This window comes from Bacillus sp. FSL P2-0099, assembly GCF_038007445.1.
Taxonomy (GTDB): Bacteria; Bacillota; Bacilli; order Bacillales; family Bacillaceae_G; genus Bacillus_A; species Bacillus_A mycoides.
Genome location: NZ_JBBOXE010000001.1, coordinates 2,519,426 through 2,544,679, shown reverse-complemented (window position 1 = coordinate 2,544,679; position 25,254 = coordinate 2,519,426). Strand labels below are relative to the sequence as shown.

General features: G+C 32.2%; 27 protein-coding genes and 2 pseudogenes. 7 read left to right on the top strand and 22 right to left on the bottom strand.

Features of this window, described 5'->3' with window-relative positions:
• Window positions 1–67: 67 nt before the first annotated feature.
• The 11 genes from MKY90_RS12940 to yqeK all read right to left on the bottom strand — a co-directional run bounded on the left by MKY90_RS12940 (window position 68) and on the right by yqeK (window position 11,386).
• A complete protein-coding gene (locus tag MKY90_RS12940; RefSeq protein WP_341091500.1) occupies window positions 68–1,513 on the bottom strand; it encodes a serine hydrolase domain-containing protein in 1,446 nt (481 codons plus the stop codon).
• A 1-nt stretch (window position 1,514) separates the two neighbouring features.
• Window positions 1,515–2,030: a hypothetical protein gene (locus MKY90_RS12935; RefSeq protein ID WP_098168227.1), complete on the bottom strand. Its 516-nt coding sequence runs from the start codon at window positions 2,028–2,030 to the stop codon at window positions 1,515–1,517.
• Window positions 2,027–2,368, bottom strand: a complete 342-nt coding sequence (locus MKY90_RS12930) for a PadR family transcriptional regulator (protein ID WP_341091499.1) — start codon at window positions 2,366–2,368, stop codon at window positions 2,027–2,029. Before MKY90_RS12930 ends, MKY90_RS12935 begins: the two co-directional genes overlap by 4 nt.
• Window positions 2,369–2,820: 452 nt before the next feature.
• On the bottom strand, window positions 2,821–5,991 hold the full coding sequence (locus MKY90_RS12925) for an ATP-binding cassette domain-containing protein (protein ID WP_098167882.1): 3,171 nt from the start codon (window positions 5,989–5,991) through the stop codon (window positions 2,821–2,823).
• A gap of 79 nt (window positions 5,992–6,070) precedes the next feature.
• Window positions 6,071–6,550: an SRPBCC family protein gene (locus MKY90_RS12920; RefSeq protein ID WP_341091496.1), complete on the bottom strand. Its 480-nt coding sequence runs from the start codon at window positions 6,548–6,550 to the stop codon at window positions 6,071–6,073.
• A gap of 445 nt (window positions 6,551–6,995) precedes the next feature.
• Window positions 6,996–7,559 (bottom strand): class I SAM-dependent methyltransferase, encoded by a 564-nt coding sequence (locus MKY90_RS12915; protein ID WP_141506935.1) that lies wholly within the window; start codon window positions 7,557–7,559, stop codon window positions 6,996–6,998.
• A 192-nt stretch (window positions 7,560–7,751) separates the two neighbouring features.
• Window positions 7,752–8,600, bottom strand: a complete 849-nt coding sequence (locus tag MKY90_RS12910; protein ID WP_078185737.1) for a GNAT family N-acetyltransferase — start codon at window positions 8,598–8,600, stop codon at window positions 7,752–7,754.
• 102 nt (window positions 8,601–8,702) lie between these two features.
• The gene (locus tag MKY90_RS12905; RefSeq protein ID WP_078185736.1) at window positions 8,703–9,338 is read right to left on the bottom strand and encodes an SDR family oxidoreductase; all 636 of its coding nucleotides are present in this window, start codon (window positions 9,336–9,338) and stop codon (window positions 8,703–8,705) included.
• Window positions 9,339–9,354: 16 nt separating this feature from the next.
• The gene (gene mtnN / locus MKY90_RS12900) at window positions 9,355–10,065 is read right to left on the bottom strand and encodes a 5'-methylthioadenosine/S-adenosylhomocysteine nucleosidase (RefSeq protein WP_061690205.1); all 711 of its coding nucleotides are present in this window, start codon (window positions 10,063–10,065) and stop codon (window positions 9,355–9,357) included.
• A gap of 24 nt (window positions 10,066–10,089) precedes the next feature.
• The gene (locus tag MKY90_RS12895) at window positions 10,090–10,764 is read right to left on the bottom strand and encodes a DUF3885 domain-containing protein (RefSeq protein ID WP_098167885.1); all 675 of its coding nucleotides are present in this window, start codon (window positions 10,762–10,764) and stop codon (window positions 10,090–10,092) included.
• Window positions 10,765–10,777: 13 nt separating this feature from the next.
• Window positions 10,778–11,386, bottom strand: coding sequence for a bis(5'-nucleosyl)-tetraphosphatase (symmetrical) YqeK (yqeK, locus tag MKY90_RS12890; protein ID WP_002016573.1), 609 nt, complete (start codon window positions 11,384–11,386; stop codon window positions 10,778–10,780).
• Between the two features lie 197 nt (window positions 11,387–11,583).
• Here yqeK and MKY90_RS12885 point away from each other — a divergent pair, with 197 nt between their 5' ends.
• From MKY90_RS12885 to MKY90_RS12875, 3 genes are all read left to right on the top strand, one after another.
• Window positions 11,584–12,279 (top strand): response regulator transcription factor, encoded by a 696-nt coding sequence (locus tag MKY90_RS12885; RefSeq protein ID WP_002016575.1) that lies wholly within the window; start codon window positions 11,584–11,586, stop codon window positions 12,277–12,279.
• Window positions 12,269–13,426 (top strand): sensor histidine kinase, encoded by a 1,158-nt coding sequence (locus tag MKY90_RS12880; RefSeq protein ID WP_002085430.1) that lies wholly within the window; start codon window positions 12,269–12,271, stop codon window positions 13,424–13,426. The genes MKY90_RS12885 and MKY90_RS12880 overlap by 11 nt, the downstream gene beginning before the upstream one ends.
• Before the next feature lie 181 nt (window positions 13,427–13,607).
• Window positions 13,608–14,624: a D-alanyl-D-alanine carboxypeptidase family protein gene (locus MKY90_RS12875; RefSeq protein ID WP_002141854.1), complete on the top strand. Its 1,017-nt coding sequence runs from the start codon at window positions 13,608–13,610 to the stop codon at window positions 14,622–14,624.
• Between the two features lie 57 nt (window positions 14,625–14,681).
• Here the strand turns inward: MKY90_RS12875 and MKY90_RS12870 are convergent, their stop codons facing one another.
• The 4 genes and pseudogenes from MKY90_RS12870 to MKY90_RS12855 all read right to left on the bottom strand — a co-directional run bounded on the left by MKY90_RS12870 (window position 14,682) and on the right by MKY90_RS12855 (window position 16,808).
• Window positions 14,682–15,140: a DinB family protein gene (locus tag MKY90_RS12870; protein ID WP_012260957.1), complete on the bottom strand. Its 459-nt coding sequence runs from the start codon at window positions 15,138–15,140 to the stop codon at window positions 14,682–14,684.
• Window positions 15,141–15,210: 70 nt separating this feature from the next.
• Window positions 15,211–15,765 (bottom strand): annotated as a pseudogene (locus tag MKY90_RS12865) (hypothetical protein).
• 49 nt (window positions 15,766–15,814) lie between these two features.
• Complete coding sequence (locus MKY90_RS12860; RefSeq protein WP_098167886.1) at window positions 15,815–16,327, bottom strand: GNAT family N-acetyltransferase; 513 nt, start codon at window positions 16,325–16,327, stop codon at window positions 15,815–15,817.
• 124 nt (window positions 16,328–16,451) lie between these two features.
• Window positions 16,452–16,808: a hypothetical protein gene (locus MKY90_RS12855; RefSeq protein ID WP_341091489.1), complete on the bottom strand. Its 357-nt coding sequence runs from the start codon at window positions 16,806–16,808 to the stop codon at window positions 16,452–16,454.
• Window positions 16,809–17,269: 461 nt separating this feature from the next.
• Here MKY90_RS12855 and MKY90_RS12850 point away from each other — a divergent pair, with 461 nt between their 5' ends.
• Window positions 17,270–17,572, top strand: coding sequence for a hypothetical protein (locus MKY90_RS12850; RefSeq protein ID WP_337379542.1), 303 nt, complete (start codon window positions 17,270–17,272; stop codon window positions 17,570–17,572).
• 107 nt (window positions 17,573–17,679) lie between these two features.
• Here the strand turns inward: MKY90_RS12850 and MKY90_RS12845 are convergent, their stop codons facing one another.
• Window positions 17,680–18,060, bottom strand: a complete 381-nt coding sequence (locus MKY90_RS12845) for a hypothetical protein (RefSeq protein ID WP_002127497.1) — start codon at window positions 18,058–18,060, stop codon at window positions 17,680–17,682.
• Between the two features lie 166 nt (window positions 18,061–18,226).
• Entirely contained in the window at window positions 18,227–18,397 is a 171-nt protein-coding gene (locus MKY90_RS12840; protein ID WP_002065532.1) for a hypothetical protein, read from the bottom strand.
• 329 nt (window positions 18,398–18,726) lie between these two features.
• Between MKY90_RS12840 and MKY90_RS12835 the strand changes: the two genes are divergently transcribed.
• Together MKY90_RS12835 and MKY90_RS12830 are read left to right on the top strand one after the other, a co-directional pair.
• Entirely contained in the window at window positions 18,727–19,095 is a 369-nt protein-coding gene (locus tag MKY90_RS12835) for an FtsB family cell division protein (RefSeq protein WP_002165759.1), read from the top strand.
• A gap of 197 nt (window positions 19,096–19,292) precedes the next feature.
• Window positions 19,293–19,349, top strand: a pseudogene (locus tag MKY90_RS12830) (exosporium leader peptide-containing protein); the annotation flags it as partial.
• A 17-nt stretch (window positions 19,350–19,366) separates the two neighbouring features.
• On the opposite strand, the gene MKY90_RS12825 reads toward MKY90_RS12830, so the two are convergent.
• A complete protein-coding gene (locus MKY90_RS12825; protein WP_016127010.1) occupies window positions 19,367–19,597 on the bottom strand; it encodes a hypothetical protein in 231 nt (76 codons plus the stop codon).
• A 45-nt stretch (window positions 19,598–19,642) separates the two neighbouring features.
• Window positions 19,643–19,858: a hypothetical protein gene (locus MKY90_RS12820; RefSeq protein WP_002085442.1), complete on the bottom strand. Its 216-nt coding sequence runs from the start codon at window positions 19,856–19,858 to the stop codon at window positions 19,643–19,645.
• Window positions 19,859–20,289: 431 nt separating this feature from the next.
• On the opposite strand from MKY90_RS12820, the gene MKY90_RS12815 reads away from it, so the two are divergent.
• A complete protein-coding gene (locus tag MKY90_RS12815; RefSeq protein ID WP_098167889.1) occupies window positions 20,290–20,487 on the top strand; it encodes a hypothetical protein in 198 nt (65 codons plus the stop codon).
• 443 nt (window positions 20,488–20,930) lie between these two features.
• On the opposite strand, the gene MKY90_RS12810 is transcribed toward MKY90_RS12815, so the two are convergent.
• From MKY90_RS12810 to MKY90_RS12800, 3 genes are read right to left on the bottom strand one after another with little or no spacing between them, the layout of a single operon-like run.
• Window positions 20,931–22,871 carry an AMP-binding protein gene (locus MKY90_RS12810; protein WP_002032230.1) on the bottom strand — a complete coding sequence of 647 codons (1,941 nt, stop codon included), beginning with the start codon at window positions 22,869–22,871 and terminating at the stop codon, window positions 20,931–20,933.
• Between the two features lie 48 nt (window positions 22,872–22,919).
• Window positions 22,920–24,461 carry an acyl-CoA carboxylase subunit beta gene (locus tag MKY90_RS12805; protein ID WP_002017014.1) on the bottom strand — a complete coding sequence of 514 codons (1,542 nt, stop codon included), beginning with the start codon at window positions 24,459–24,461 and terminating at the stop codon, window positions 22,920–22,922.
• A 2-nt stretch (window positions 24,462–24,463) separates the two neighbouring features.
• A complete protein-coding gene (locus MKY90_RS12800) occupies window positions 24,464–25,252 on the bottom strand; it encodes an enoyl-CoA hydratase (protein ID WP_002017012.1) in 789 nt (262 codons plus the stop codon).
• Between the last annotated feature and the right edge of the window lie 2 nt (window positions 25,253–25,254).

Below are 25,254 nucleotides of genomic sequence, written 5' to 3'. Positions count from 1 at the left end.
GAGAGTCAACTATTTATAACAGTTTAAACGATTATTTAATGTATTATATTTATATAATTAAAAGCTCTTACGACTTATTTACCAATTCACTTTTCACAATATATATTGATATTAATCCATTTATATTCAATAAAGTAACTATAATACTAATGAGCAACGCTACATCTGCAGAAAACATTTTAATCGTCTGCCACGGTGAATTTGTACTATAAATAAGAAGTGGAATTAAAGTAATAGATAATATTAGAAATAAACTCCCTAGAAAAATCCAGGTCATTTTTTTACGTTTATACTTTATTATTAACATAATTGCTGTAATAAAAAGTGAGAATATTAATATTGACATAATAATTTGAACTATTGGTATATTTTTTGGTATATCAACCGGTTCTTCACCATTCAAAATATTAATAATCCCTTTTTTAAATTCTGGTAGTGATGCTTCTTCTAAAACATGATTTTTATTCGTTAAAATCACAACACCCCAGCCAGTTTCATTTAAAATAAATATTTCTGCATGTGAATCAGGAGTTGAGCCTGAATGCCAAACCATCTTTTCGTTTCCATTTATATTTGTTGTCCTCAGTCCAAAACCATAATATTTCGCTGAATCTATTTTATATAATGGAGATAAATAAAGATCCATACTATCTTTATTTAAAAATTGTGTATGCTCTTGCTGATTCAAAAACTTAATGAATTGAATCATATCTTCTAGATTTGCTGTAATATATCCATATGGTGTCCCACCATTATCATACGACACCGTACTTTTTCTTGGTATTCCAAACCATGATTGATAACCTGTTAAATAACCCTTTTTATAAGACTCTTCACTATTTGCTGCTGCACCATTCATTCTTAATGGCTGAAAAATTTGCTTCTCCATATAAGTAGAGTATGTCTCTTTTGAAACTTCCTCAATAAGTGCACCAAGAACGAGATAATTTGCATTACTATATTGATATTTTTGTCCTGGGGGAGCAGTTAATGTTACATTCGACAGTTTCATTACATTTTCTTTTATAGCCGTAGTAGTCTTTGATTGCTTATCTGATAATGCTAAACCTTCATAGGTACTCATTCCACTTGAATGTGTTAGTAGATGTTGGATTGTTATATTTGAGGCCGATTGATTATCTTTTACTTTAAACCAAGGAAGATGTTGTTGAACTGAATCCTCTAAATTTATTTTTTTATTTTCTATTAACTTCACTATAGCTAGACCAGTTAAAGATTTACTTATTGATCCAATTGCAAATGGTGTTTTACTAGTTATCTTTTTTTCAGATTCTCCAGTAACCCCCCATAATTTTGTGTAAAATACATCTCTATTATGTACAATAGCTACTGAAGCTCCTGGAATTTTATGTTCCTTTAAAAATTTTTCAATATAAATATCTAAAGTAACTCTAATATTTTGCTGAGCGTAAACTTTTGAATGTGCAATACATAACATTAATACATTACAAACTATACAAATTAGAAACAATTTATATTTCGATATCTTCATCTTAATGTACTTCGGATAACTTTCTTTTTTTATAAATTACTAAAATTATAGATATTAATAAAGAAACCATTAAACTAATCATTATTAATATAGAGTTCCACCACTGATTTTCTGCTATTCGATATAAAAGATTAAAATTAAAGTTATTTTCACTGTTGGTTGGATTAAGGGATTCAGTTAAAAATATCGAAAGTGTAGTTTGTGAAATGAGGTATGTAATAAATGCGACAAATATGCCAATTATGATTAATGTATTAGATTTTTTATTTATATTTTGAAGTTGTTTCATTTTCACTCGCAGATCAATTTCATTTATCTCCAAAAAGTCTTGAACAAATAATTGAGGCGTTCCTAGGTCATTTATACTTTCCTCACCATGTTCACGACATTCTTGGATATGCTCTAAAATTTGTTGTTTAATATTTTCCCTTTCTTCTAAACTTATATCATATTGCTTTAATTCCTTAAGTACGCCTGTTAAAAATTGCTGTTCTTTATCTTTTAATTCACTCCTCATTTCAGAAGGTCTCCTTTCAAACCACTCTTTAATAATATTTTAATATCAGATTGCAACTCTAACCATTCATTAACTTTCTCCTCAAGACGCAATTTTCCATTTTCATTAATTTCGTAATAAATCCTAACTTTACCACTGTCTGTTACTTCTTGATAAGTATTAACCCACTCTTGATTTTTCAGTTTAGTTAAAATGGGATAAATACTTCCTACTCCTTTCAATTTTAAATTATGTACTTCAAGTTCTTTCATAATTTCATAACCATAACTTTTCTTTGTAGACAAAATAGACAATACACACATTTCTAAATTCCCTTTAATTAAACTTGTTCTATCCATAGGATAAATTTAACAGAAATATATACTTCATTCAAGTATATATTTCTGTTAAATTTAAAAATTCTAATAATTATACAATCACTAAAAAAGTAGCATATTCCTTTTGTTATTATCCAAATAACCTAAATTATTATCCCCCAAAAACATTTTTATACGTCAATAATTATATAATAAATGATCATAATTAACGATTTAAAACTAACTATCGCAGATAAATATTTATATCTTAGAAAGACTAACAAAACTTAAACATAAATGCCAACCTGTAATACCTTTCAGTTTAAAATTTAAGAATAATTTATATTGGTATTACAAATAGATTTTTCTTACTCTATTATTTATCTACCTTAACACGTTTAAAGAAACTCTTCTTCAACATAAAAACTCATTTGCAGATTATTGCAAATGAGTTTTTAATCCCTAACTAACCACTATTTTTTATTCTTCTTAATTTAATTATTTTTCTCAAGACATTCATAAACCGCCATCATTTCTCGCTTATTCAACTCACGAATTCGATTAAATATTAGAATGTCTGCAACATCCTCAGTTCGTAAGCTTACATCCACAACATCACTAACTTTTCCAGTTAACCATGTTTGTACATCTATGCCATCAACAATTTCTTTAAGCCCTTCATCATTAATACCACTTGCATTACAAGTTATACATGGAATTGTTAATTTAAACACACCATCATGTAGATTATCTTCGGTTATAACTTTCTTTCCGTTACAGAATGGACACGGGTTGCTTTTTTTAATTTTATTAATTTGGGTAACTAATTTTTTGTAACCAAATGCTTCGTATACATATGTTAGTTTTTTATATTTACCATTTGTGAAATACTTATCTATAATTGTTTCTCTTGTTTCATAAACATTAGGAAAATCACAAATAGTTACTTGATTGTTGAAGCAAATGGATTCTATATTTCCTTTTATTTCGTCCCAGAATGGTAAAACATTTTGTAACACCATTTCATAATTTGAAAAGCTTGCTTGTTCTAATTCAAACATTTTCAGTGCGACTTGTATATTTCTAGGTAATAAAGAAACATCTTCTGTCATCATCATATCGTCACCTACGATAGATTTCAATTTGACGAGTACAGGCAAATCTCCTACAATTTTTAATACTTCGTTAAGCGGTTGATTAATAATTTCACGAATATCTGTATCTCCAAAATTAATTGATTTGTGGTGATTTAATAAAGTCCCCTTACAAATTGGACATTTCATCATTTCTTTAGAAGTCTTAATATCTTCTTTAATAGCTGCTTTTGAAATAACAATATACCCGCCAATAATCGTATTAAATCCTACCCATGTTCTACGTGTCTTTCCTTTCTTATCATAAAAGGACTTATCAAAATAGCCGTACCAAAATGTATGTTTTTCTTCCTCAGACATATCATTATAGCTCTTTGACAAATCATGACCAAGCTCATTTTTAATTTCTTCAAATAGAAATTCTATTTTTTCATATTGATAAAATTTTAATACTTTCATGATTTCCGGATCGAATAGACCATCCCAAAATGGAACATTTTTATCTTGAATTGTAATTTCTTTATCAAAAACTTCAATTTGAAGACGTCCAGAACATGATGGGCAATGATTATCCTGAGAATAGAAATCGAAGCTTCTCGTATCTTTATTAGTCGGATGAGCAGCTACAATATGATTGATCAATCCACCAATTTCATATAAGAAACTATATTGACTATACAAATGTCTTTCGAGATCAATAGCAACAACAGGTGCCATTGTATCAGATTCATATTCACCATAAATTAATCGTGCCATTGATGATAAGCTTTTTAAAATACCACCCTTATAAACGTTTTCAGCATTTTTAAAATAGTTAATATGATTTTCTTTTAAATAGTGAACTCCTTCTTTACGCTTAAGCGTTGAAGAAATGTGTACTTGTTCAGCATTATTCACACTTCTTTTTTGACGATAATAATCCTCATGACTTACTACATCAAGATGCTCTATAGATTCAACCTGTCTTTTTCCAAAATCAACAATATAATCAGAACTTTCTAGCATGTAACTGTTATGCTCAATCATTATGATAGAGACTGATTCATCTTGTAATATCCCTCTAACACTATCTATAAATTGATTTAAAATATTTTGCGATAAACCTTTTGAAGGCTCATCAAAAATAAACAATGTATGTGGATTTCTTGTTTTTGCAAATAACTCAGAAACTAAATGAACACATTGAAACTCACCCGTTGATAATGTTTGTGTTTTTCGTTCTAATGTTAAATAGCCCAGTCCTAATTTGATTAGTAGGCTCAAGCGTTTATACGCAATATCTTCGTTTGGAATTTCCTCAATAATATCCTCAATTGAGCGCTCAAAAATATCATCAATTTCTTCACTATACTTTGTCAGTTTCTTTTTAATATCTAAGAAAGTTGCTACAGTTGATCGACTTGTAATCGATTGGTTTCGATCTTGCCCTACCATAACTAGTTTATCTTTGGGATATCGTTTCAAGAAATCTGTAGCTAAACACTCATTGACAAGTGTAGATTTCCCGCATCCAGACTCTCCTGTAACAGTTACAAGTCTATTTTTAGGAATCTGAAACTCAATCATTTGGATATTTCGGCAATATAATTCATGGAATGTATAATATTCTGTTGGCATTTCGTAATTTCGTTCCGATAGTATTGGTTTTGGTCTTGGTGATTCTTTCACGATTTGTCCACCATATTTTCCGCTACCAGGTCCGAAGAACAATTGCTCATCTGTTGTATCCAGTACTGTATCTGAATGATCAATGAGCCAGATTTGATTTTTATACCCTAATTTTTCGATCTCTTCTAATATTTGTAACAATGTTTCATTATCAAGTCCAACTGAAATCTCATCAATAATAATTACAGTATTTTCACTAACTGCCATGAATTCAGCTAAGTAAAGTCGTGTTAATTCTCCACCTGACAACGTACCCATAATTCGATTTAATGTTAAATAACCAATGTTCATATTGATAATATTTTTCAATATATGTTGTTTTGCTTCACTAATATTTAATTCTTCTGCTAGTGAAAGAATAGATTCAACACTTAAATCGTTAATATCCGAAATTGTATGTGATTCAGCAAATAACTCAATAGTACGTTGTTCAACTTCTTCACTATAACGTTTCCCCTTACATTTTTTACACTCAATATTTTTAGTAGTACCACGCCCTTTACAGCCAGCACACCAACCTAATTGATTATTAAATGAAAAGACTTCAGGAGAAAGATTAAATTCTTCCGCTAGTTTTTCACGAATCTCTTTAAAAACACCTGTATGAGTACCAATCGTCGAACGCGGATTGGAAGAAATTGATGATTTTCCTAAAAAAAGTACTAAAGGCATTTCCTCCATCTTAATGGCACTAAAATTAGTTTCCATAATATTAGGAAATAAATATTGATATTCAGCCTTTGGCAATAAGGAAACTAGACGCTTCTTTGATTCTTCACCAATTGTTTGACAAAGAGTTGTTTTTCCAGATCCAGATAAACCAGCAATACCAAGTGATTTATTAAATGGAATAACAGTATCAAGTTTATTTATGTTATTAGCAATTAATTGATTTACTTTCATATTAACCTCTATTCTTATTTTTCCACAAAATCATTTTTACAGTATAATAATTACATAATGAATATTACCTATTATACAATTATCCTCTCACTTCTCGAATCTTATCCTTGTATTTTTCGAACCATTGTTGCCATTCGTTTTTAGAAAATTCCTTCTCATCCTCTTCTAAAACTGAAGAAAAAAGGTCAAGACAAATATGCCAACCAGCTATATCTTTTGGTGTATGATCAGTTAATTCATGAATGTATTCTTTAAGTAGTAAAAGAGCACCATTTTTCTCTTTATGTATTTCAAATCGGACACGATCTTTATCCCATGTGAATTCAAGTACTGAATTTAGTTGGCACTCTAAAATATCAATATTTAAAAATGAACCATCCATCATGTCGAACTTTATAATTCCACCTGTTTTAAGGTTTTCAATCTGTAAATTAGACATCCATTTTTTAAGCTTGCTGTTTTCAGTTAAAACAGACCAAACTTCCTCTATTGTATTGGGAAATTGGCGTTCAAATTTTATAATATAGCCATCAGTTTGTTTCTCTATTTGAGCTAACATATTTATTTCCTCCTACTCTTGTACAGAATGTATGTTCCTGTTTTATTTTACACGAATTTATGCATAAAAGAAATCTCTATGGCAATGAAATATTAATTTAATGTGTGAATGGTATCTTGAACATTGATTGATTTATTATATATTCTCTCCATGTGTTTATTACAATAGGCGTACCTCAACATTTCCGCAAAAAAATTCAACATGAGAAAACGTTGATTTATTTACTTTATATGATATTTCCATTAAATATTTAAAAGCAATTTTCTTTAAGATAAATGGTGTTAATAAGAGCTAATATAGTATTCAAATCAAGTTATGTAACGTTCAAAATCACTTATTATGTATGTCTAATTCCTTGCTAAACGTAGGTTTACAAAACAAATAAAAAAAGCCGCATTTGCGACTCATGAACTGATAGAACTAACACCTATTTTAGGTGAATGACTTACCTTTTAATCGCGTCAACAATTAGCGATGGAAAACCAAGTTTATCGCCTCTATTTCTAGAATCATACCTTTTCGAACGGAAAATAACGCCGTCATTCGCATCCCATTCTGTGTAATAAAATTGACCATTTTCATCACAATATTCAAGTAAAACTACCTCAAATCCAGCAATTTCAAACATTTTCGTTAATGTTTTATAATTATGTACGATTTTATGGCTTGCAGCTGGATGGTCTTTCGGGCCAGGGCCGCCTATTTGAACTATATTTTGGTAGGTTTCATCTCGGAAAAATGCATCAGGCACTCCGCACCGAATATGACCTGATGGATTTAAAAATTTATAGCAAATTTCAGCTGCTTTTACACCTTCTTCAAAAGTAAGATGTTCCCATACATGCTCTGCTAAAATAGCTGAAATGGAATTGTATTCAAATCTTTCTTCCCAAGTGGTATTGTCTAGTAAATTAAGTTCATCTTCTTGCGTTTGAACCCAACCTGGATTATTATTAAATACTCCAGCTCCGACTACTACTTTAATTTCGTCTTGCTTAATTGCCATCACTTTCACCTCATAAATCTTTTAATGTATTAATATATTCTATGTTTACTATACATTTTCCTTTTTCAACTAAAGTGCCAGTTAGCTCAATAAGATAGGTAACAAAACTTCTGTTGTTTTTACTTATCCTCCCACATACAGCAAAAACGTTTATAGTGCAAAATAAAAAGCGAAAAGAATAATTCCCTCCGCTTTTTATAGCAATAAATACATTTCATATTGTGCTAAAGAATTCTTTTCAAATCCAGATTTCTTTAAAAACCCTTCCAGTAAATTGTTGTTTGGCAACCCAATTGATAAACTTGATAACTTTAATTCTTCACTTGCTACCTGTAATAATTTCGTCCCAACACCAATATTTCTATAGTCTTTGTCTGTGAAAATAAAACTAATTTTTCCTTGTTCATTTACACATACAGAACCTTTTATATCACTATCAACATATGCACCGTAAAATGTATGATTTGTTTTTTTGATATAATCAATATCATTTTGCCAATTTATATGGAAGTTTAGCCATTTCTGAATCTCAACTTTAAATGTTGGAAATTCTAATTGTTTTACTTCAATCTTTTTATTATCTTTATTCATTATTTTAGTTAAATCATTTAAATTATAATAAGAAAGATCATATACTTTTTCATAACCTAATTTGTTATAAAAATGAATCGCCCGATCGTTTCCTACAATAACTTCAAGAAAAAGCTGCTTACATTTATTTTGTGTCGCTTCTTCTTTATGTAACTCAAATAACTTTTGACTTACACCAATGCCTCGAAATTCTGGATGAACAGCTAATGTTCCGCAGCGCATTGTTTTTATACTTTCATATACCTTAATACCACCAAGTATTACACCAACAGATTTGTCACCGTCTAACGCAATAAAGGAGTGTTCTAGCGAGTTACCTTCTGGTCCCAAAAACCGTTGTACAAAATCCTCTTTTGAAACTTCCATTTTAATAATATAATCAGAAAAACCATCTTTAAACGCTTCATATACTAAATCAATATTTACTTCATTACACCTTTTATATTGAATCATATAGAATTATCCTCCACTTACTTGTATTAAACTCAACATTCAAACACATGAAATAAACTATTAGCACTATATCCATTATTCTTTAATTTTTAACGATATCTCTTAATTTGAAATGAGCGGACACTTTCCTATATATCTTTCACTATTAATTTGTTTTATTACAAACGGTGCAATATCCCCATTTTGAATTTTGATTCCTGGCATATCTACTAAACTCTCTTTAATATCACCAATCCCATTTCCCTCTATAACAAACGGTAATCTAACAATTGTCCAATCTATTTCACTACTTTGTATAATTTGCAATTCTTTATATTTATCCTGCATCATCTTTGGAAGAAATAATCGAAACAAATTAGCCCCTATTTTATTTGCAATTCCCTTCTGATCTCCTTTTACATTTAAGGAGCCTCCAGAAATAAGAATATAGCGCTTCATTTCATATTCCTTCATTACTTTTAAAATATGCTTCGTAACTGTACTAAAAATATAAGGTTCATTTTTCGGCTGACCCACCGCATTAATCACAGCTTTACACCCTTGAAGTAATTCCTGTATGACTGAAAAATCGCGGGCATCCCCACGGATAGTCTCTATATTTTCATTAGTTATCGTCATATTTTTAGAATTTCTCGTTAATATTCGTACTTGATAGCCCTTTTCTAACGCTTGATTTACGAGGAATTTTCCGACTTTTCCATTCGCACCAAGAATCGCTATTTTATTTGTAGCTTTCATCACTATACTCCTCTTACTATACATTGTTAACTACAGTAATCTCATAAACACGTAAAAAAGTAATTAAATGCTCACATGCTCGTTCACATGCTAACATTTTAAAAACCTTTTGTTCTTCTTTCGTTTTGTCATTCGCTTGATCTGAGGCAGCTTTTAAACATAGAAATGGTTTTTTATTTACATGACATACATAAGCAAATGCTGCCACTTCTTGATCAACGGCTAAAGCACCGTAAACAGTATGAAGTAAATACCTCATTTCTGAGCTTCGAATACGTTGATCTCCAGATAGAAATGTACCAAAATGGACCGGGTCATACGAACGCAATTTCTTCATTCGTTTTACGAGTGATTTAGTTGTTTCAATAGGTGCCGTTCTACCATCATATAGATTAAAACTATCTTCTCCTGAACCAGCCGCTGTAACATCATGCTGTAAAGTATTAAGAGCTACAACGATGTGTCCATTTTTCACCTTATCTGATAAACTCCCGCAAATCCCTGTCATAAATAACTGGTCTGGCTGGAATTCACTTATTAATAGTTGTACACAACTAGCACAACTTACTTTACCGACACCAGTTACAACTGAAATAACTTCTAATTCATTAATAGAATGAAAATGAAATTCCCAAGCTGCTATTTTTTCTACACGCTCACTTGGATAATGTTGATGCAAATACGTAAGCTCTGGTTCCCATGCAGATACAATTGCGATCCTTTTCATTACACACTTCACTTCCTCCTATTTTCATGTAAATAAGTCATCTATACTCTCTCGTTCATATTCTTGTATCCACTCTTTATACTTCTCATATAACTCCCGTATCTTTTCTTTATTCTTCGCAATTACTTCACATCCTCTATCATCATAAATAAACATGATAATATCCTTTGTTACATTTATAAAAAATACATCTGGATATGAAATTTCTTTTTTTCGCCCTAAGCGTGGACGTAGGTCAGGGAAATCTTCATGATTAGCTGCTTGAATAAGCGGTTCATATTTAATATCTTCAGCAAGACATTTTAAAGAAAATTGATATGTACAATATAAGTCAGCTTCTTCATCTTCAAATAGAAAAGGGAATGTTTCTTGTCTTATATGAAACTTTAAACCCCTCTTTTTAATAAACCTATTGTATACATTTATTTTCTGCGCATTTTTTATATTTTCCTGTTTAAATCGATAAACATTTGTGACTAAAAAGACGGCATCTTCTTTTGAAAATATATCTTTAAATAGACTTTTATTATACCTATATAGTTGTGTGAAATATTCCATATTATAAGTGTTACCATCTTCTTTAAATTGATATTTATCTTTCCCAAAATCAAAATGCAGATGTTTTTCCCACTGAGAGTATATGTACGGTACTAACGTAACTCCTGGGAATGTTTGATCCATATATTCTTTTAATTGCATTTTTATACCCTTTCTACTCTACAATTTCTTTTAAATGCCAATATGCTTCTTCTAGCCACGGATGTATGACTTTTAATGTATCTTTTCTTTCCCACAAATATGAAATATATACAAAAGCAGCATGTTCCAAAGATTTTTCCAATCCTTTTTTTACCTCAATTAAATATGACGGTGTCCCTATTTGATCCCATTCTAATTTATCAGCAATAAATAATACTAAATCCATCTTTGTTGCATGTTTATGCAACGTAGTGTGGCAACAGATAGCATTTAAAACTTCTTTATCTTCTACTTTAAATACCTCTTTTGCAATTACTCTCGATAATTTTTGGTGAATAATCATTGGAAATTCTCGTTCTTCTTGTAATATTTCTATGCCAAATTCTTCAGCAACTGCAATCCGCTCCTCATTCGGAAAGATTGCACTAATATCATGTAAACACCCTGCAATCGCTGCTTTTTCTTCATCTTCATAAAATATTTTCGCAATTTTTCTCGCCTCATTTGCCACACGAATTGAATGTTTATATGTAAATTCTTTATTGTATTTTAATAGAAAAGCTTTAATATCATTTTCTATTTTTCCAGTTGGAGTAAATGAATATATATCATTATATAACATAGCAAGTCCCCCTTATAACTATCTTTCAGTATAATGTGGAGTTTAAATATCCTTCTTATTTTATATTCGTTATGAATGTTTTAATTCCTTTTTAATACGATACATGAAATTTTATGTAGAAACATTACTACAAAATACATAAATGTTTGATATTATAGTAATGTTGATTAATTGTAAGGAAAGGAACTAACTATAAAATGAATAAAAACATATTAATTATTGATGATGATAAAGATATTGTAGAATTACTGGCTGTTTATTTACGAAATGAAGGCTATAACATTTATAAAGCTTATGATGGTGATGAAGCATTACAAATGATATGTACATATGAAGTCGACCTTATGCTTTTAGATATTATGATGCCGAAACGAAACGGATTGGAAGTTTGTCAAGAAGTGCGTGAAAATAATACTGTACCTATCCTTATGCTTAGTGCAAAGGCTGAAGATATGGATAAAATTTTAGGACTTATGACCGGCGCAGATGATTATATGATTAAACCGTTTAATCCACTAGAATTAGTGGCTAGAGTGAAAGCTTTATTACGAAGATCCTCTTTCCAAAATGCTACTTCCCAAAAGAATGAAGATGGTATTATTCGTATTCGTTCTGTTGAAATACATAAACATAATCATACTGTTAAAGTAAATGGAGAATATATTAAACTCACCTCTATCGAATTTGATATTTTATATTTACTAGCGAGTAATACTGGAAGAGTATTTAGCTCTGAAGAGATATTCGAACGAGTTTGGAATGAAGACGGTTATGGTTCTAATAAAACGGTAATGGTCCATATTAGTAATTTACGCGATAAACTTGAAACCGTAATGAATGGTGAAAAACTAATTCATACGGTTTGGGGAGTAGGCTATAAAATTGAGAAATGAAGCATTTGATATATTAAAAGATATACCAAAGTGGAAGCTTATTTTTTGGCTTTTATTAGCTATCACTCTTACACCAATTACCGAATTAATTATATTTCGCCTCGTAACGAGTGTAATTGAGAGTTCACTTACTCTAAGCGAATTAGGAAAAGAATTCATTAGAATTTTTGGCCATGAAAAATATATTGGATTAAAAGAGTCTTTATGGATGATGATTGTATCTTATTTGTTTTTATTTTCTATTTTCTCATCCTATTTATACATTTTTTATCGTCATGAAAGAAAGGTTTACTATGAAACTTGTATAAAAAAGATGATTGAAGAGATTCGGTATATTGCAAGTGGAAACTTTAATCATAAAGTTTCCATCGTACACCATAATTATTTAGAAGAACTGGCAACTGGGGTCAATCAAATTATTGAGCAATTAAAAGTTTCGATTGATGAAGAAAGACAGGCAGAACAAGCAAAAAGCGAACTTATTACAAATGTATCACATGATTTACGAACCCCTCTTACATCTATAGTTGGATACGTAAATTTAATCCATCATGATAATTATAGAGATGAAGTAGAATTACGATACTATATTCAAGTCATTTACGATAAAGTAACTCGTCTTAATGCATTAATGAATGACTTGTTTGAATATACACGCGTTCAAAATAAAGAGTTAAGTTTATATTCTGCTCCCATTGATATTGTAGAATTGCTTGGACAATTAACTGTCCAATTTCGGATACAGCTTCAAGAAGCTAATATTGAATGTCGCCCTTCTTTCCCATCTCAAAAGCTAATGGTACTAGCTGATGGGGATAAATTAGTACGTGTGTTTGAAAATCTAATCATAAACGCTATTACTTATGGAAATGATGGAGATCATATTGATATTACCGCTTACGAAAGCAATAACATGATTACAATTGATATAACAAATTACGGACAACCTATCCCTAGTACTGATTTACCTCATATTTTTGAACGTTTTTATCGTGTTGAAAAATCACGTTCAACAAACACTGGTGGATCTGGGCTCGGATTAGCAATTGCAAAAAGTATTGTTGAATTGCATAAAGGAACAATTGAAGTATATAGCGATGATAAAAAAACAACTTTCACTGTAAAATTACTCCCTTATAAAGCTTAATACCACATATTTATAGGTTCAATTTTTTATCATATAAGAAATTGAACCTTTTATATTCCATCAATATCCAAAATTTAATAATCCTTTATAATTCTTTAGAAATTCTTTACCTTTTCTTTCTTCCTAATTAAGCATTCCTTTTTACAATAATATTATTGATGTAATAGTAGGAGGATCGCTAATGCAATTCTTAAAAAAAATAACAGTTTTATTATTATCTTTTCTTATTACTGCACTTATCGTTTTATATTTTTATCTTTATGTAAATGGTCCAATTATTCAAGCTAAATCAGCTATTTTAATAGATACTAATTCTGGTGAGATTGTTTATAAAAAAAATGAAGAAACTCCTATACAATCAGCTACTTTATCTAAATTAATGACAGAGTATATCGCACTGGAACAACTGAATGAAGGAAAAATACAGTTAGATGAATTAGTAAAAATAAGTAACGAAGTTTTCCGAGCAGAAACGAGTCCTATACAAGTAACTTCGAAAGATAAAACGACGGTTCGTGATTTACTTCATGCATTGTTTTTGACAGGAAATAATCGTTCCGCACTTGCCCTTGCAGAACACATTGCTGGAAACGAAGATAACTTTACACTTTTAATGAATGACAAAGCAAAACAACTAAAGTTATCACAACCATCCCCGTTTCTAAATGCTACTGGAATTAATAACGATACGAATAAACAATCAACTACAACATCGATAGACGTCGCTAAACTAGCAACACAATTAGTAAAAGACTTTCCAGATGTATTGAATGTTACGAAACTAACCTCTTACCAATTTACCTTCAAAGATTCAAAAGTTTTCAATACAAATAAAATGATATATTCCCTTAATAAAAACATTAAACTCCAAGGTGTTGACGGCTTACAAACTAGTTTTTCAACTAATGGTAATTATAGTTTTGTCAGTACAGCCACACGAGGAGATACTAGACTTATTTCAGTAATATTAGACGCCGGTGATGAAAACAGTACTTTTATTGAAACAAAAAAGTTACTTCAGTACGGTTTTGATCCTTCCTCGTACTCTGCACTCCAAGCTTTTAAAGATGCTGTTACATCTTGGACAATATTGTTTCAGTTTAAAAATTTAATCATACAAACGATTATGATCTTTTTCATCATTACAATCTTAATGTTTTTATATATACGTCAAAAAAAAGCCGAGGATTTTAATTAAAAATTCTCTTTAATATAAAAACCGACTTGCAATACAAATGCAAGTCGGCCTCTAAATTTATAATCCCCTTCCAATTAAATTTGCTGAAACAGGCTGAAGATTTAGTTCTCTCGCCCATATAGATAGCTGGCCAATGTGATGAATTTCATGCACAATTACATGTCGTAACACTTCTCCGTATGTATATATTTTGTCTGTCCACGAAGCTTTTAATATCTTATATTCTAGGTCACCAGACCATATTTGCAAAAACTCTTCTAATTCTCGTCGATATGAATCAGATAGCGCTTTCACTTTTTTGATTGATTGATAATCTTTAAACTGTGGTTCGTTATCCTCTTTTTCTTGAAGCGCACTAATCCAGCTATACTCAACATCTACAATATGGAAAAGTGTTTCTAAAATACTCCCAACACCTCCAACACGTTTGCGAAGCAATTCTTCCTCTGTAAGTTGTTCACACCATTTAAACCAATCATCTCTTACTTGCCAATTGTAATAAAATAGCGTTTTCAAATTGAAGCACCCCACTTTTTTATATAGCCATAAATGTTCCATTCGTATATGATTCATTTTTCAATCAACTTTACAAAATCACATTTCTTCTACTGAATTCCTCTACTATTTGCACAACTATTTCATTTACACATAAAGATCCATCCAAAACGATATCTGAATTCGGCTTTACTGTATTAATCGCCTCTAAATAAGCTTTTCTCGCATGTGTTATATAGTGTTTTAGATCATTATGTATTTCACTAATTTTATCTTCTGTAAAGTCACGCAAAATCCTCCTAGCCATCGCAATATCTAAAGGGGTGTCAATAAATATAGTTATATCTATTAATTCCCGCATTTCACTATTTAAGTAAGCAAAGGGATAATCTACTATAATATAGTCTAAATTACTATTTTGTAGTAGATGCTGAATATCTGCAATTAATGGTGTTAGTACCCATTCATCGTAATTAGCTCCATCATCAATCCATTTGCAAATATCAACCGGACAGTTATCAAATTTCTATCTATCAAAATATAGAGCCTTTGATTTTTTCAACTCATGAGCTAAACTTTCTGTAATGGTAGTTTTACCGCCCCCTGAAACAGCTGCAATTGAAATTATTTTTGTTTTTTTATTCACGATTCCCACCAAACCCCTTTTGTTAACATAATATAATTATAAAGTACTATTATTTATTGTTCCATTCATATTCTAACATACTCATTTCCCATAAATTCCAATACGTTTCTCCTACTTTTTTTGACTCTCTTAATAAACCTTCTTTTACAAAACCTATTCTTTCGTAACAAGAAATAGCTGACTTATTAAAGTCATAAACACCAAGAGTTACTCTATGTAGTTTTAATTCTTCAAAAGCAATACGAAGTACGGCTTTCATCATATGTTTCCCTATAGAACGCCCTCTCATTTTCGTATTACCAACTAACACTTTTCCAATTCTAGCAGACTTATTTATATTATCTATTTGTCCAAGAGAAATATGACCAATAACTGCTTTAGTCTCTTCATCCATTATTTTGAATGCCAGTGTGTTTGCACATTCTGTATATTTCTCTAATTGCTGTTCATTTAAAGGATATGTAAATGCATTTCCCGACCATTGTATTAAAAATTCTTCGGAATTAATCCAATTTATTAATTGTTTGAAATCAGTTCTTGTAAATTGTTTCAGCTTGATCACTCTCATTCTCCTTTCACACAACCTTTTATACACCTTCAAATTTATTTCTATATGAAAAATATATTCCCTTTTAAACAAAATAAAAAGCCATTCATAAGAATGGCTTAACATCAATAAAGCATAATTAATCTTTATTTGCTACGTCAACACCGTTAAAATCAAACTCATCAATAACAGTTGTAGCAGGTGGTAAAATTGCTTCAATTTTACAAAGAGATATAATTGCTGCAACTGAACCAGGAATAGCAGCTAGCTTAACAACATCGCAAGTTACCGAAGAAACAGTACCTATATAAGTACGTCCTTCAGTGTTAATTCGCACTGTTTTATTAATTAATTTTTTAAGCTCATCTCTAATTCCTTGTACACAAGAGCTGTCACATTTCTCATTCTTTTCCTTTTTACACTCTTCAAAAATGTCCCAACAATCATCATGCTTACACGTACATTTCTTTCTACAATTATTAAATCGAGAACCCAAAACCTCACCCCCTAATCCTTTCTACTAGTAGAGTATGTCCAATAGCTTAAAAGTGTACGAGACAAAAGCATAGAAACAAAAAAACAAACACTTGTACTAAACCTTCTTATTTATACTTTTAATAAGCCGGCTCCTTGAATAGGGACCACCTTTTCCTATTACTTCACATATACATAGGCTTTGTTCGCAGTGATATGGTGTATTTTTCCTTTACCATTGTGAAATATACATTCAGAAAAGCGTACTCCAAAATAAGATATTATTTAAAATCTTAACGTTTCCTTCAACAAGTGTTTGTTGATTAATATCATAACCAGTAGTTCTCTCAACTATCTCTTGAAAATTAGCATAGTTTGTATGAATTCTATATCTAGTAGAAAGCACTCTATCATATAAAGGTAAAATAATAGGTTAATAAACAAGCCATTCTTTTACTAAAACATAGAATAGTATGAGCCCTATTGAAGGGAGGTATAAAAGAATGTCCTGGAAAAATGATTGCTGGAGTTCTAAGAAAAAGCATTGTTGTGATGACTGGTGGAAATCTAAAGAAAAGAATCATTGTGATGATGATTGGAGTTCTAAGGAAAAGCATTGTACTGATGATTGGTGGACATCTAAAGAAAAGAATCATTGTGATGATGATTGGAATTCTAAACGAAATAAGTGTCGTTGTAAATGTTTCTTTATTTGTTGTCATTGTAAAAGGAAGAATTGGTAATATTTTCAATATAGACTTAAAAGAGAGAACATGTCTTTTGTGACCGATAAATACTAGAATGTAATATACAAAAAGCTGACTAAGTATAGTCAGCTTTTTGTGAATGAACACGTAGAGATTTATTTTAATATAGTTCTTATTAGAAAAGGATTATTTTATATAGATTACTATAAGCATCCATAAAGCCAAGGCGCCAATGATAGCGAGCGCTATACGTGTAGATAGTACCCTTAATTCAAAGTCTGTTTTCTTGGAGGGTTCAGGATATGCAATTATGTAGATTCCCTTTAATAATGCAAGCCATGCAATAACCGTTAGGAATCCCTGCCAATTGAATACCCATACATTATGTAGGATTACACTACCTAACCCTAGGAAAATCGATAGAAAACCATACATAATACCAAATCCTCTGTCTTCAACCACTAATTTTTTCAATTCACGTAGTACCGATGGACGTACGAAAAGTATTCCCGATACGATAACCGTTATCCATCCCCAAAACAATCCTAAAAAAGTACTAGTTTCCATTATTAGTTCACTCCCCTCAATTATTTATATTTCAGATATTCCCCCCTTTAGAACAATTCCAAAATCTTTATATATAGGCTAAATTCTGCTCTTTTTTAATACAAACATGGCATATTCTATGCCTATCCTTAATCACCTCATTTCTCTACAAAATGAAATTTTTATATCATTCTTCATCATCATCTATCCGAATCAACCGAAGTCGCTTTGTACTATTACCGCACACTTTTTCATAGCTTGGAGCTAACATGCACCAAAGCCAATATAATGATTTATTCGCCTTTTCACTAACCTCTAAAATTGTCCCCTCTGTAATAAAATGATCACCTTGATACAATGTATACTCGCTTGTCCCATGGAATCATCATTATTCCCCTCCCTATTAAAATAGCGTTTTTGTTTCAAATAATGCTCTCATTAATTTGGACGTATTTACCAGTATATTTACCAAAAAATTCATGATATCGTTAACTAGTCGAGTACGTCATTACTTGACGATTACCCTTAGGGGCCCCGCAGACAATCGGGGTTCCTTTTATTTAAATGAGGATTTTGTTTAAACTTTACAAAACTCACCTATATTAAAATATCTTCTAAAATTCCCATTAAACATTTATAATACTTTTAAGCGTTTTAAATTCTACAATCAGTAATGGAGGCATTTTAATGGGAAACATCCCAAAAGTATCATCACACCAATCAAATCCTAATATACCCTCACAGCAAGTGAACGCTAACACCAAACAAGGTAATAATAAAAAAACAAGACGCCGTATTATAACTACTTTAGCTTTTATATTACCTATAATTTTTGTCCTTCAATATTCTCTTAATAACCAGCAAGAAATGATTAAAGAGAAACAAATCACGGTTAATACGGAGCAACAAAAATTATCTTCTGTAAAGAAGGATGGTCATTCCCTTAAGAATGATGTTACAGCTTTAACAGGTAGTGAAGAAGAAATTTTAAAATTCGCAAGGAAATTGTATGGATTTTCTAAACCGAATGAAACTATATTTCAAATAACCGAATAAAATTACACTGTATTACCCAAAAGGCGATTTGAAAATAATCGCCTTTTTATATTTAATTTCTAAAGTAATCATACTAATCTCTCTTTCTATCAAATAACTATTTTGTTTAATTTATTAAAATACAGCCACTTGTCCATTTCACTTTGCTCTATCATTACATTTACTATTAGTAATACGATTTTTAGAGGTGATATATAATGGACGAGTTTTTATCTTTTGCTGCACTTAATCCGGGTTCTATTGGACCTACACTTCCACCTGTTCCACCTTTTCAATTCCCTACCGGTCCTACTGGTTCTACTGGACCAACTGGACCAACCGGACCAACTGGACCAACCGGACCAACCGGACCAACCGGACCAACCGGACCAACTGGACCAACCGGACCAACTGGACCAACCGGACCAACCGGACCAACTGGACCAACCGGACCAACCGGACCAACTGGATTTAATCTTCCTGCTGGGCCTGCATCTATTACCTTGACTTCTAACGAAACCACAGCATGTGTATCCACTCAAGGAAATAATACTTTATTTTTTTCGGGTCAAGTATTAGTAAACGGTAGTCCTACTCCAGGAGTAGTAGTCAGTTTTTCATTTAGTAACCCTTCTCTTGCTTTCATGGTTCCTCTTGCTGTCATTACCAATGCTTCAGGTAACTTTACCGCTGTATTTCTAGCCGCTAATGGGCCTGGAACAGTAACCGTTACTGCTTCACTTCTTGATTCTCCTGGAACAATGGCTAGCGTCACTATTACCATTGTGAATTGTCCGTAACGGTTTTATTTTTAAGGACTAAGCAATATCTAATAAGATGAGCACAGATTTACAGTGCTCATCTTATCATTGGGATGTTCCTTTCAAATGAAATTTCGTAGCATCCAACGAATGGGATCTAGTTACCACTAATAGAAATGTTCAAGTAACCCCCATTCATTATCTGTTGTCCTTTTTGAAAGGACTTGTTCCGTACAACAGGTCCTATTTAATCTACACCCTACTAAAATAACGCTTTTATTAAGAACTAATGATCTTTATATTTCTTAAGCTTGTCAGCACAAGTAATTTTTATAATTAGTTAAATTCTCAATATAGTTTGTGTATATAATTCCATTCAAAGATACATAATACCCACGTAACTATTTAAAAACACTTCGTTTTTATATCTAAGTTCAAAAAGGAGCTACATAACATGGATAAAAAAGATTTATTAAGTCAACAACTTGATCCTGTGTCATTAGATGCGCTGAATACCCCTAGTAAGGCCCAAGAGCAAATGCAAGAAACCTCTCAGGAGGCACATAATTCAAACAAAAAGGACAGTACTCAAGCTTTACATGGCGAAGATTTACCAATTTCAGATGTATATAGAACAACAAATAATCAGTAAATTTAAAAGGGAAAAAATCTTAAGAACGAGTGAACTTAATTCTTTTCCCTTTTCCTATTTAAATAACACTTTTATATGAAACCCGTACACATTTTTGACACATCCACTATCACAATCTCCTGAAAATTCGTGATAATATTAATTTGTCGGATACGCCAAATTTCGACATTGAACGACAATAATATCTCCCTTATTGAATCCCTGTCCCCCAGGGATTTCTCCTTTTATTCATTACTTTTTTCTTCACTAAATTTTCATTCTTAACAAAATTCATTCACTCCATTGAATAGACAGCCACAGTATCCTATTTTGATAAAAACTAAAAACAAACAGACATACTTAACACTAATAGTAGATTTTTTAACTTCAAATTTACTTTTTCTCTCTTTTCTTTTTGTAAACATTAAAAATGAGCTCTATTTACATAGAGCTCATTCGTAATTTTATAGTTTGCTAGACTGTAGTCCTTGAATAAAGGGTACTACTTCAGGATTTACTAGTGACGATAAATCGCCTAACTCTTTTCCTAAGTAAGCTGCTTTAATAACACGTCGCATTACTTTAGAATTACGTGTTTTTGGTAAATCTTCTACAACATGAATATCTTTTGGACATAAAGCTTTACCAATATGAGAGTTTACTAAACTCATTAATTCTTTCTTTAATTCTCCTGAGAATGTTACACCATCTCGTAATACAACAAAACAATGACAAACTTCTCCTTTTACATCATCCGGTACACCAACTGCCGCTGCTTCTATTACATCATTATGTTTCACAAGAATAGATTCATATTCAGCAGGACCAATACGTTTCCCTGCAATATTTAGCGTATCGTCTGAACGTCCTGTGATGATGTATTGCTCACCGTCATAAATAACCCAGTCCCCATGGACCCATTTATTTTCAAAGCGTGACCAATATGTGTTTACATAACGTTCATCATCTTCCCAGAAACTTTTCGTCATACCTACCCAAGGTTTTTCTAAACATAGTTCTCCGACTTCATCTCGAATTGGTTTACCTTGATCATCAAGTACAACCGCTGCCATTCCTGGTAAAGATGCGTTAAAACTAATCGGTGCGATCGGCTTAATTAAGACATTCCCGAAAATCCCACCTGAAATTTCAGTTCCACCTGAATAGTTACAAATTGGTACTTTACCTTTACCAACTGTATTAAATAACCACATCCATGGGTCTGGATTCCAAGGTTCTCCTGTTGATGCGAATACTTCTAAACTCTTTAACGAGTGTTTATTTACATATTCATCACCTTTTGCCATTAATGCACGGATTAATGTTGGTGAAATACCGAGATGAGTAATTTCATATTTATCGACTGTCTCCCATAAGCGGTCTGCTTCTGGAAAGTCTGGGACACCTTCATACATAACCATTGTTGCGCCATTAATTAAAGAGCCGAATAGTAAAAATGGTCCCATCATCCAGCCCATATCAGTTACCCATAATACTCGGTCGCCTTGTTTTATATTCATTCCAAATCCTGCATCAAATGCAGATTTTAGCGGGAAACCAGCATGTGTGTGTACTGTCCCCTTCGGCTTACCAGTCGTTCCAGATGTATATATAAGCATTAATGGATCATCACTGTTCATTTCTTCAGCATGTATAAATGGTTTTTCTTTTTCTAACGTACTCCATGAAAAATCATAATTATGCGGTGTAAAATCATTTCCTGCATGACGAACAATTACCACCTTTTCAACAGTTGGACAATGTTCACAAGCTTTATCTACTTCATCTTTTAATGAAACAATTTTCCCACGGCGTGAAAAGCCATCTGCGGTAATAACCATTTTTGAACCAGCTGCTTGTACACGTGTCATTACTGCATCAGCAGCAAAACCTGAGAATATTGGTGAAATAATCGCTCCAATTTTCATTACCGCTAACATAGCAACAACTGTTTCAGGAATCATTGGCATGTAAATTGTTACACGATCACCTTTTTCAATACCAGCATGTTTCAAACCGTTGGCAACACGGCTTACCCAGCTGTCAAGCTCTTCATATGTAAATGATTTCGAAGTTCCGTTTTCCCCTTCATACATAAGTGCTGCTTGTGTTTTCGTTTTATCGTCTGCAAGCCAGCGAGATAAAGCAGATTCTACAACGTTACAAGTTCCCTCAGTATACCACTGTGCAAACGGTGTACCATTTTCTAAATCTAACACTTCTGTATATGGTTTCATCCACTGATAGCCAACTGCTCTCTCAGCTTCTCCCCAAAACCAAGCTGTTTCTTCAATTGACTTATTATAAAAAGCTTCGTAATCTTCATAACCTAATGATTTCATCCAACCAAATAAACGCGTTTTTTCTTTATATTCTTCTGCTGGAAACCAAACTGCTTGTTTCATGTTTTCCCCTCCTTGATTTTTTGAGCAAGAAAGCCCTAAATAGGGCTTTTAAACTGGATATACAGGATGTTTACGATCCGTGAATACTTGATATTTACTCATATACATTTCGAATCGTCCTTTTAGCTCTTCACGTAAATTGTTTGGATGAACAATACCATCAATCACCATCTCAGATGCTAAACGGTAAATATCAATATCTTTCTTATACTCTTCTCGTTTTTCAGCAATAAAGCTTGCACGCTCTTCTTCTGGTAAAGCTGCTATCTTATTTGCATATACAGCATTGACCGCTGCTTCTGGACCCATTACTGCAATAGAAGCTGTTGGTAATGCTAAGCAGCAATCTGGTTCAAACGCTGGACCTGCCATTGCATATAAGCCAGCTCCATATGCTTTTCGAACGACGATAGAAATTTTCGGTACAGTTGCTTCACTCATTGCAGAGATCATTTTTGCACCGTGACGAATAATTCCGGCACGTTCTACTTTTGTACCAATCATAAATCCAGGTACATCTGCAAGGAATAATAATGGAATATGGTATGCATCGCATAAATTTATAAACTTCGCTGCTTTATCAGCTGAATCGTGGAATAATACGCCGCCCTTCATACGCGGCTGATTTGCAATAATGCCAATTGGCTTACCATCAATACGTGCTAAACCTGTAATTAGTTCTTGAGCAAATAATTTTTTCACTTCAAAGAAAGAACCTTCATCAATAATTCTGTTAATGAGATCTTTCATATTGAAAGGAGCATTTTGATTTTCTGGAATGATTTCTTCTAACGTTTTATCGAACTGTTTCGGTTCTTGAGGTGTAATCAAAGGAGTCTTTTCTAAATAGTTACTTGGAAAATAAGAAATATATTGTCTTGCTTGCGTAATTGCATCTTCTTCTGTTTTACATAAAACATCTCCGCATCCTGATACTGAGCAATGCATACGTGCTCCGCCCATTTCTTCTAAAGTTACCTTCTCACCGATAACCATTTCAGCCATACGCGGAGACCCTAAATACATAGAAGCATTTCCTTCAACCATCATAACAACGTCACAAAATGCTGGAATATACGCACCACCAGCCGCTGAAGGTCCAAATAATAAACAAATTTGTGGCACTTTTCCAGATAATTTCACTTGGTTATAAAAAATTCTTCCCGCACCGCGGCGTCCAGGGAACATTTCAACTTGATCTGTAATACGTGCCCCAGCGGAGTCAACTAAATAAAATAACGGCACACGTAATTTCTCAGCCGTTTCTTGAATACGTAAAATCTTTTCAACTGTACGTGCTCCCCATGATCCAGCCTTAACAGTTGAATCATTTGCCATTACGCACGCAGTGCGGCCATGTATTTTACCAGTTGCAGTTACAACGCCGTCAGCTGGTAACCCGGTTTGTTCACAATTTGCAAATAATGCATCTTCCACATATTCACCATTATCGAATAAAAGAGCTAAACGATCTCGAACAAAAAGTTTTCCTTTTGCTTTGTTTTGTTCATGATATTTCGGTGCCCCGCCTTGCTTAATTGTTTCAACTCGTTCTTCAAATGAATTAGATTGTTGTTTTTGATCTAACATATTTACTCCCCCTTATACATTGGTTTGCGTTTTTCCTTGAATGCCTGTAATCCTTCTAATCTATCTTTCGTATGGATTACGCCCTCATACGCCTGTTTTTCCATTTGTAAGCCGGTATGTAAATCTACTTGAATACCATTTGAAATTGCTTCTTTTGCTAATCGAACAGCAATTGGACCATTTTTAGCAATTCGATCTGCAATTTCAATTGCTTTCTCTTCTAGTAAATCAGCTGGTACTACGAATTCTACTAAACCATATTCTTTCGCTTCTTGCGCCGAAATACGTCTTCCTGTATAAATTAATTCTTTCGCTCTACCGACTCCAATTAATCTCGGTAAACGCTGCGTACCACCTGCTCCAGGTATAATTGCAAGAGAAGTTTCAGTAAGACCTAGACTTGCAGTGTCAGAAGCAATTCTAAAATCACAAGCTAAGCTTAATTCAGTACCTCCACCAAGTGCGATTCCATTAATAGCAGCAATAACTGGTTGTGGTAATTGTTCCACCATCTCCATAGTAGAACGAATCATACCCACAGCATGGCGAACTTGTTCTTCACTCATGTTGGCACGCTCTTTTAGATCAGCACCAGCGCAAAATGCTTTTTCGCCATCCCCTGTTAAAATAACAACGCGCGTATTTGATTCTTCGTTTATTTGAGTTAATATAGTTTGTAATTCTTCTAATAATGCCAAAGATAATGAGTTTGCTTGTCTTTCACGATTTAACGAAATCTTTACAACGTGCGGTGTAACATAGTCAACTGAAATGTTTTGTAATTGTAGCATCT

What these genes read in the sequence shown, in the direction of transcription:
- MKY90_RS12940 (WP_341091500.1), bottom strand. Translation starts at nt 1,513, where the DNA reads ATGAAGATATCGAAATATAAATTGTTTCTAATTTGTATAGTTTGTAAT.
- MKY90_RS12935 (WP_098168227.1), bottom strand. Translation starts at nt 2,030, where the DNA reads ATGAGGAGTGAATTAAAAGATAAAGAACAGCAATTTTTAACAGGCGTA.
- MKY90_RS12930 (WP_341091499.1), bottom strand. Translation starts at nt 2,368, where the DNA reads ATGGATAGAACAAGTTTAATTAAAGGGAATTTAGAAATGTGTGTATTG.
- MKY90_RS12925 (WP_098167882.1), bottom strand. Translation starts at nt 5,991, where the DNA reads ATGAAAGTAAATCAATTAATTGCTAATAACATAAATAAACTTGATACT.
- MKY90_RS12920 (WP_341091496.1), bottom strand. Translation starts at nt 6,550, where the DNA reads ATGTTAGCTCAAATAGAGAAACAAACTGATGGCTATATTATAAAATTT.
- MKY90_RS12910 (WP_078185737.1), bottom strand. Translation starts at nt 8,600, where the DNA reads ATGATTCAATATAAAAGGTGTAATGAAGTAAATATTGATTTAGTATAT.
- MKY90_RS12905 (WP_078185736.1), bottom strand. Translation starts at nt 9,338, where the DNA reads ATGAAAGCTACAAATAAAATAGCGATTCTTGGTGCGAATGGAAAAGTC.
- mtnN (WP_061690205.1), bottom strand. Translation starts at nt 10,065, where the DNA reads ATGAAAAGGATCGCAATTGTATCTGCATGGGAACCAGAGCTTACGTAT.
- MKY90_RS12895 (WP_098167885.1), bottom strand. Translation starts at nt 10,764, where the DNA reads ATGCAATTAAAAGAATATATGGATCAAACATTCCCAGGAGTTACGTTA.
- yqeK (WP_002016573.1), bottom strand. Translation starts at nt 11,386, where the DNA reads ATGTTATATAATGATATATATTCATTTACTCCAACTGGAAAAATAGAA.
- MKY90_RS12885 (WP_002016575.1), top strand. Translation starts at nt 11,584, where the DNA reads ATGAATAAAAACATATTAATTATTGATGATGATAAAGATATTGTAGAA.
- MKY90_RS12875 (WP_002141854.1), top strand. Translation starts at nt 13,608, where the DNA reads ATGCAATTCTTAAAAAAAATAACAGTTTTATTATTATCTTTTCTTATT.
- MKY90_RS12845 (WP_002127497.1), bottom strand. Translation starts at nt 18,060, where the DNA reads ATGGAAACTAGTACTTTTTTAGGATTGTTTTGGGGATGGATAACGGTT.
- MKY90_RS12835 (WP_002165759.1), top strand. Translation starts at nt 18,727, where the DNA reads ATGGGAAACATCCCAAAAGTATCATCACACCAATCAAATCCTAATATA.
- MKY90_RS12820 (WP_002085442.1), bottom strand. Translation starts at nt 19,858, where the DNA reads ATGGTAATAGTGACGCTAGCCATTGTTCCAGGAGAATCAAGAAGTGAA.
- MKY90_RS12815 (WP_098167889.1), top strand. Translation starts at nt 20,290, where the DNA reads ATGGATAAAAAAGATTTATTAAGTCAACAACTTGATCCTGTGTCATTA.
- MKY90_RS12810 (WP_002032230.1), bottom strand. Translation starts at nt 22,871, where the DNA reads ATGAAACAAGCAGTTTGGTTTCCAGCAGAAGAATATAAAGAAAAAACG.
- MKY90_RS12805 (WP_002017014.1), bottom strand. Translation starts at nt 24,461, where the DNA reads ATGTTAGATCAAAAACAACAATCTAATTCATTTGAAGAACGAGTTGAA.
- MKY90_RS12800 (WP_002017012.1), bottom strand. Translation starts at nt 25,252, where the DNA reads ATGCTACAATTACAAAACATTTCAGTTGACTATGTTACACCGCACGTT.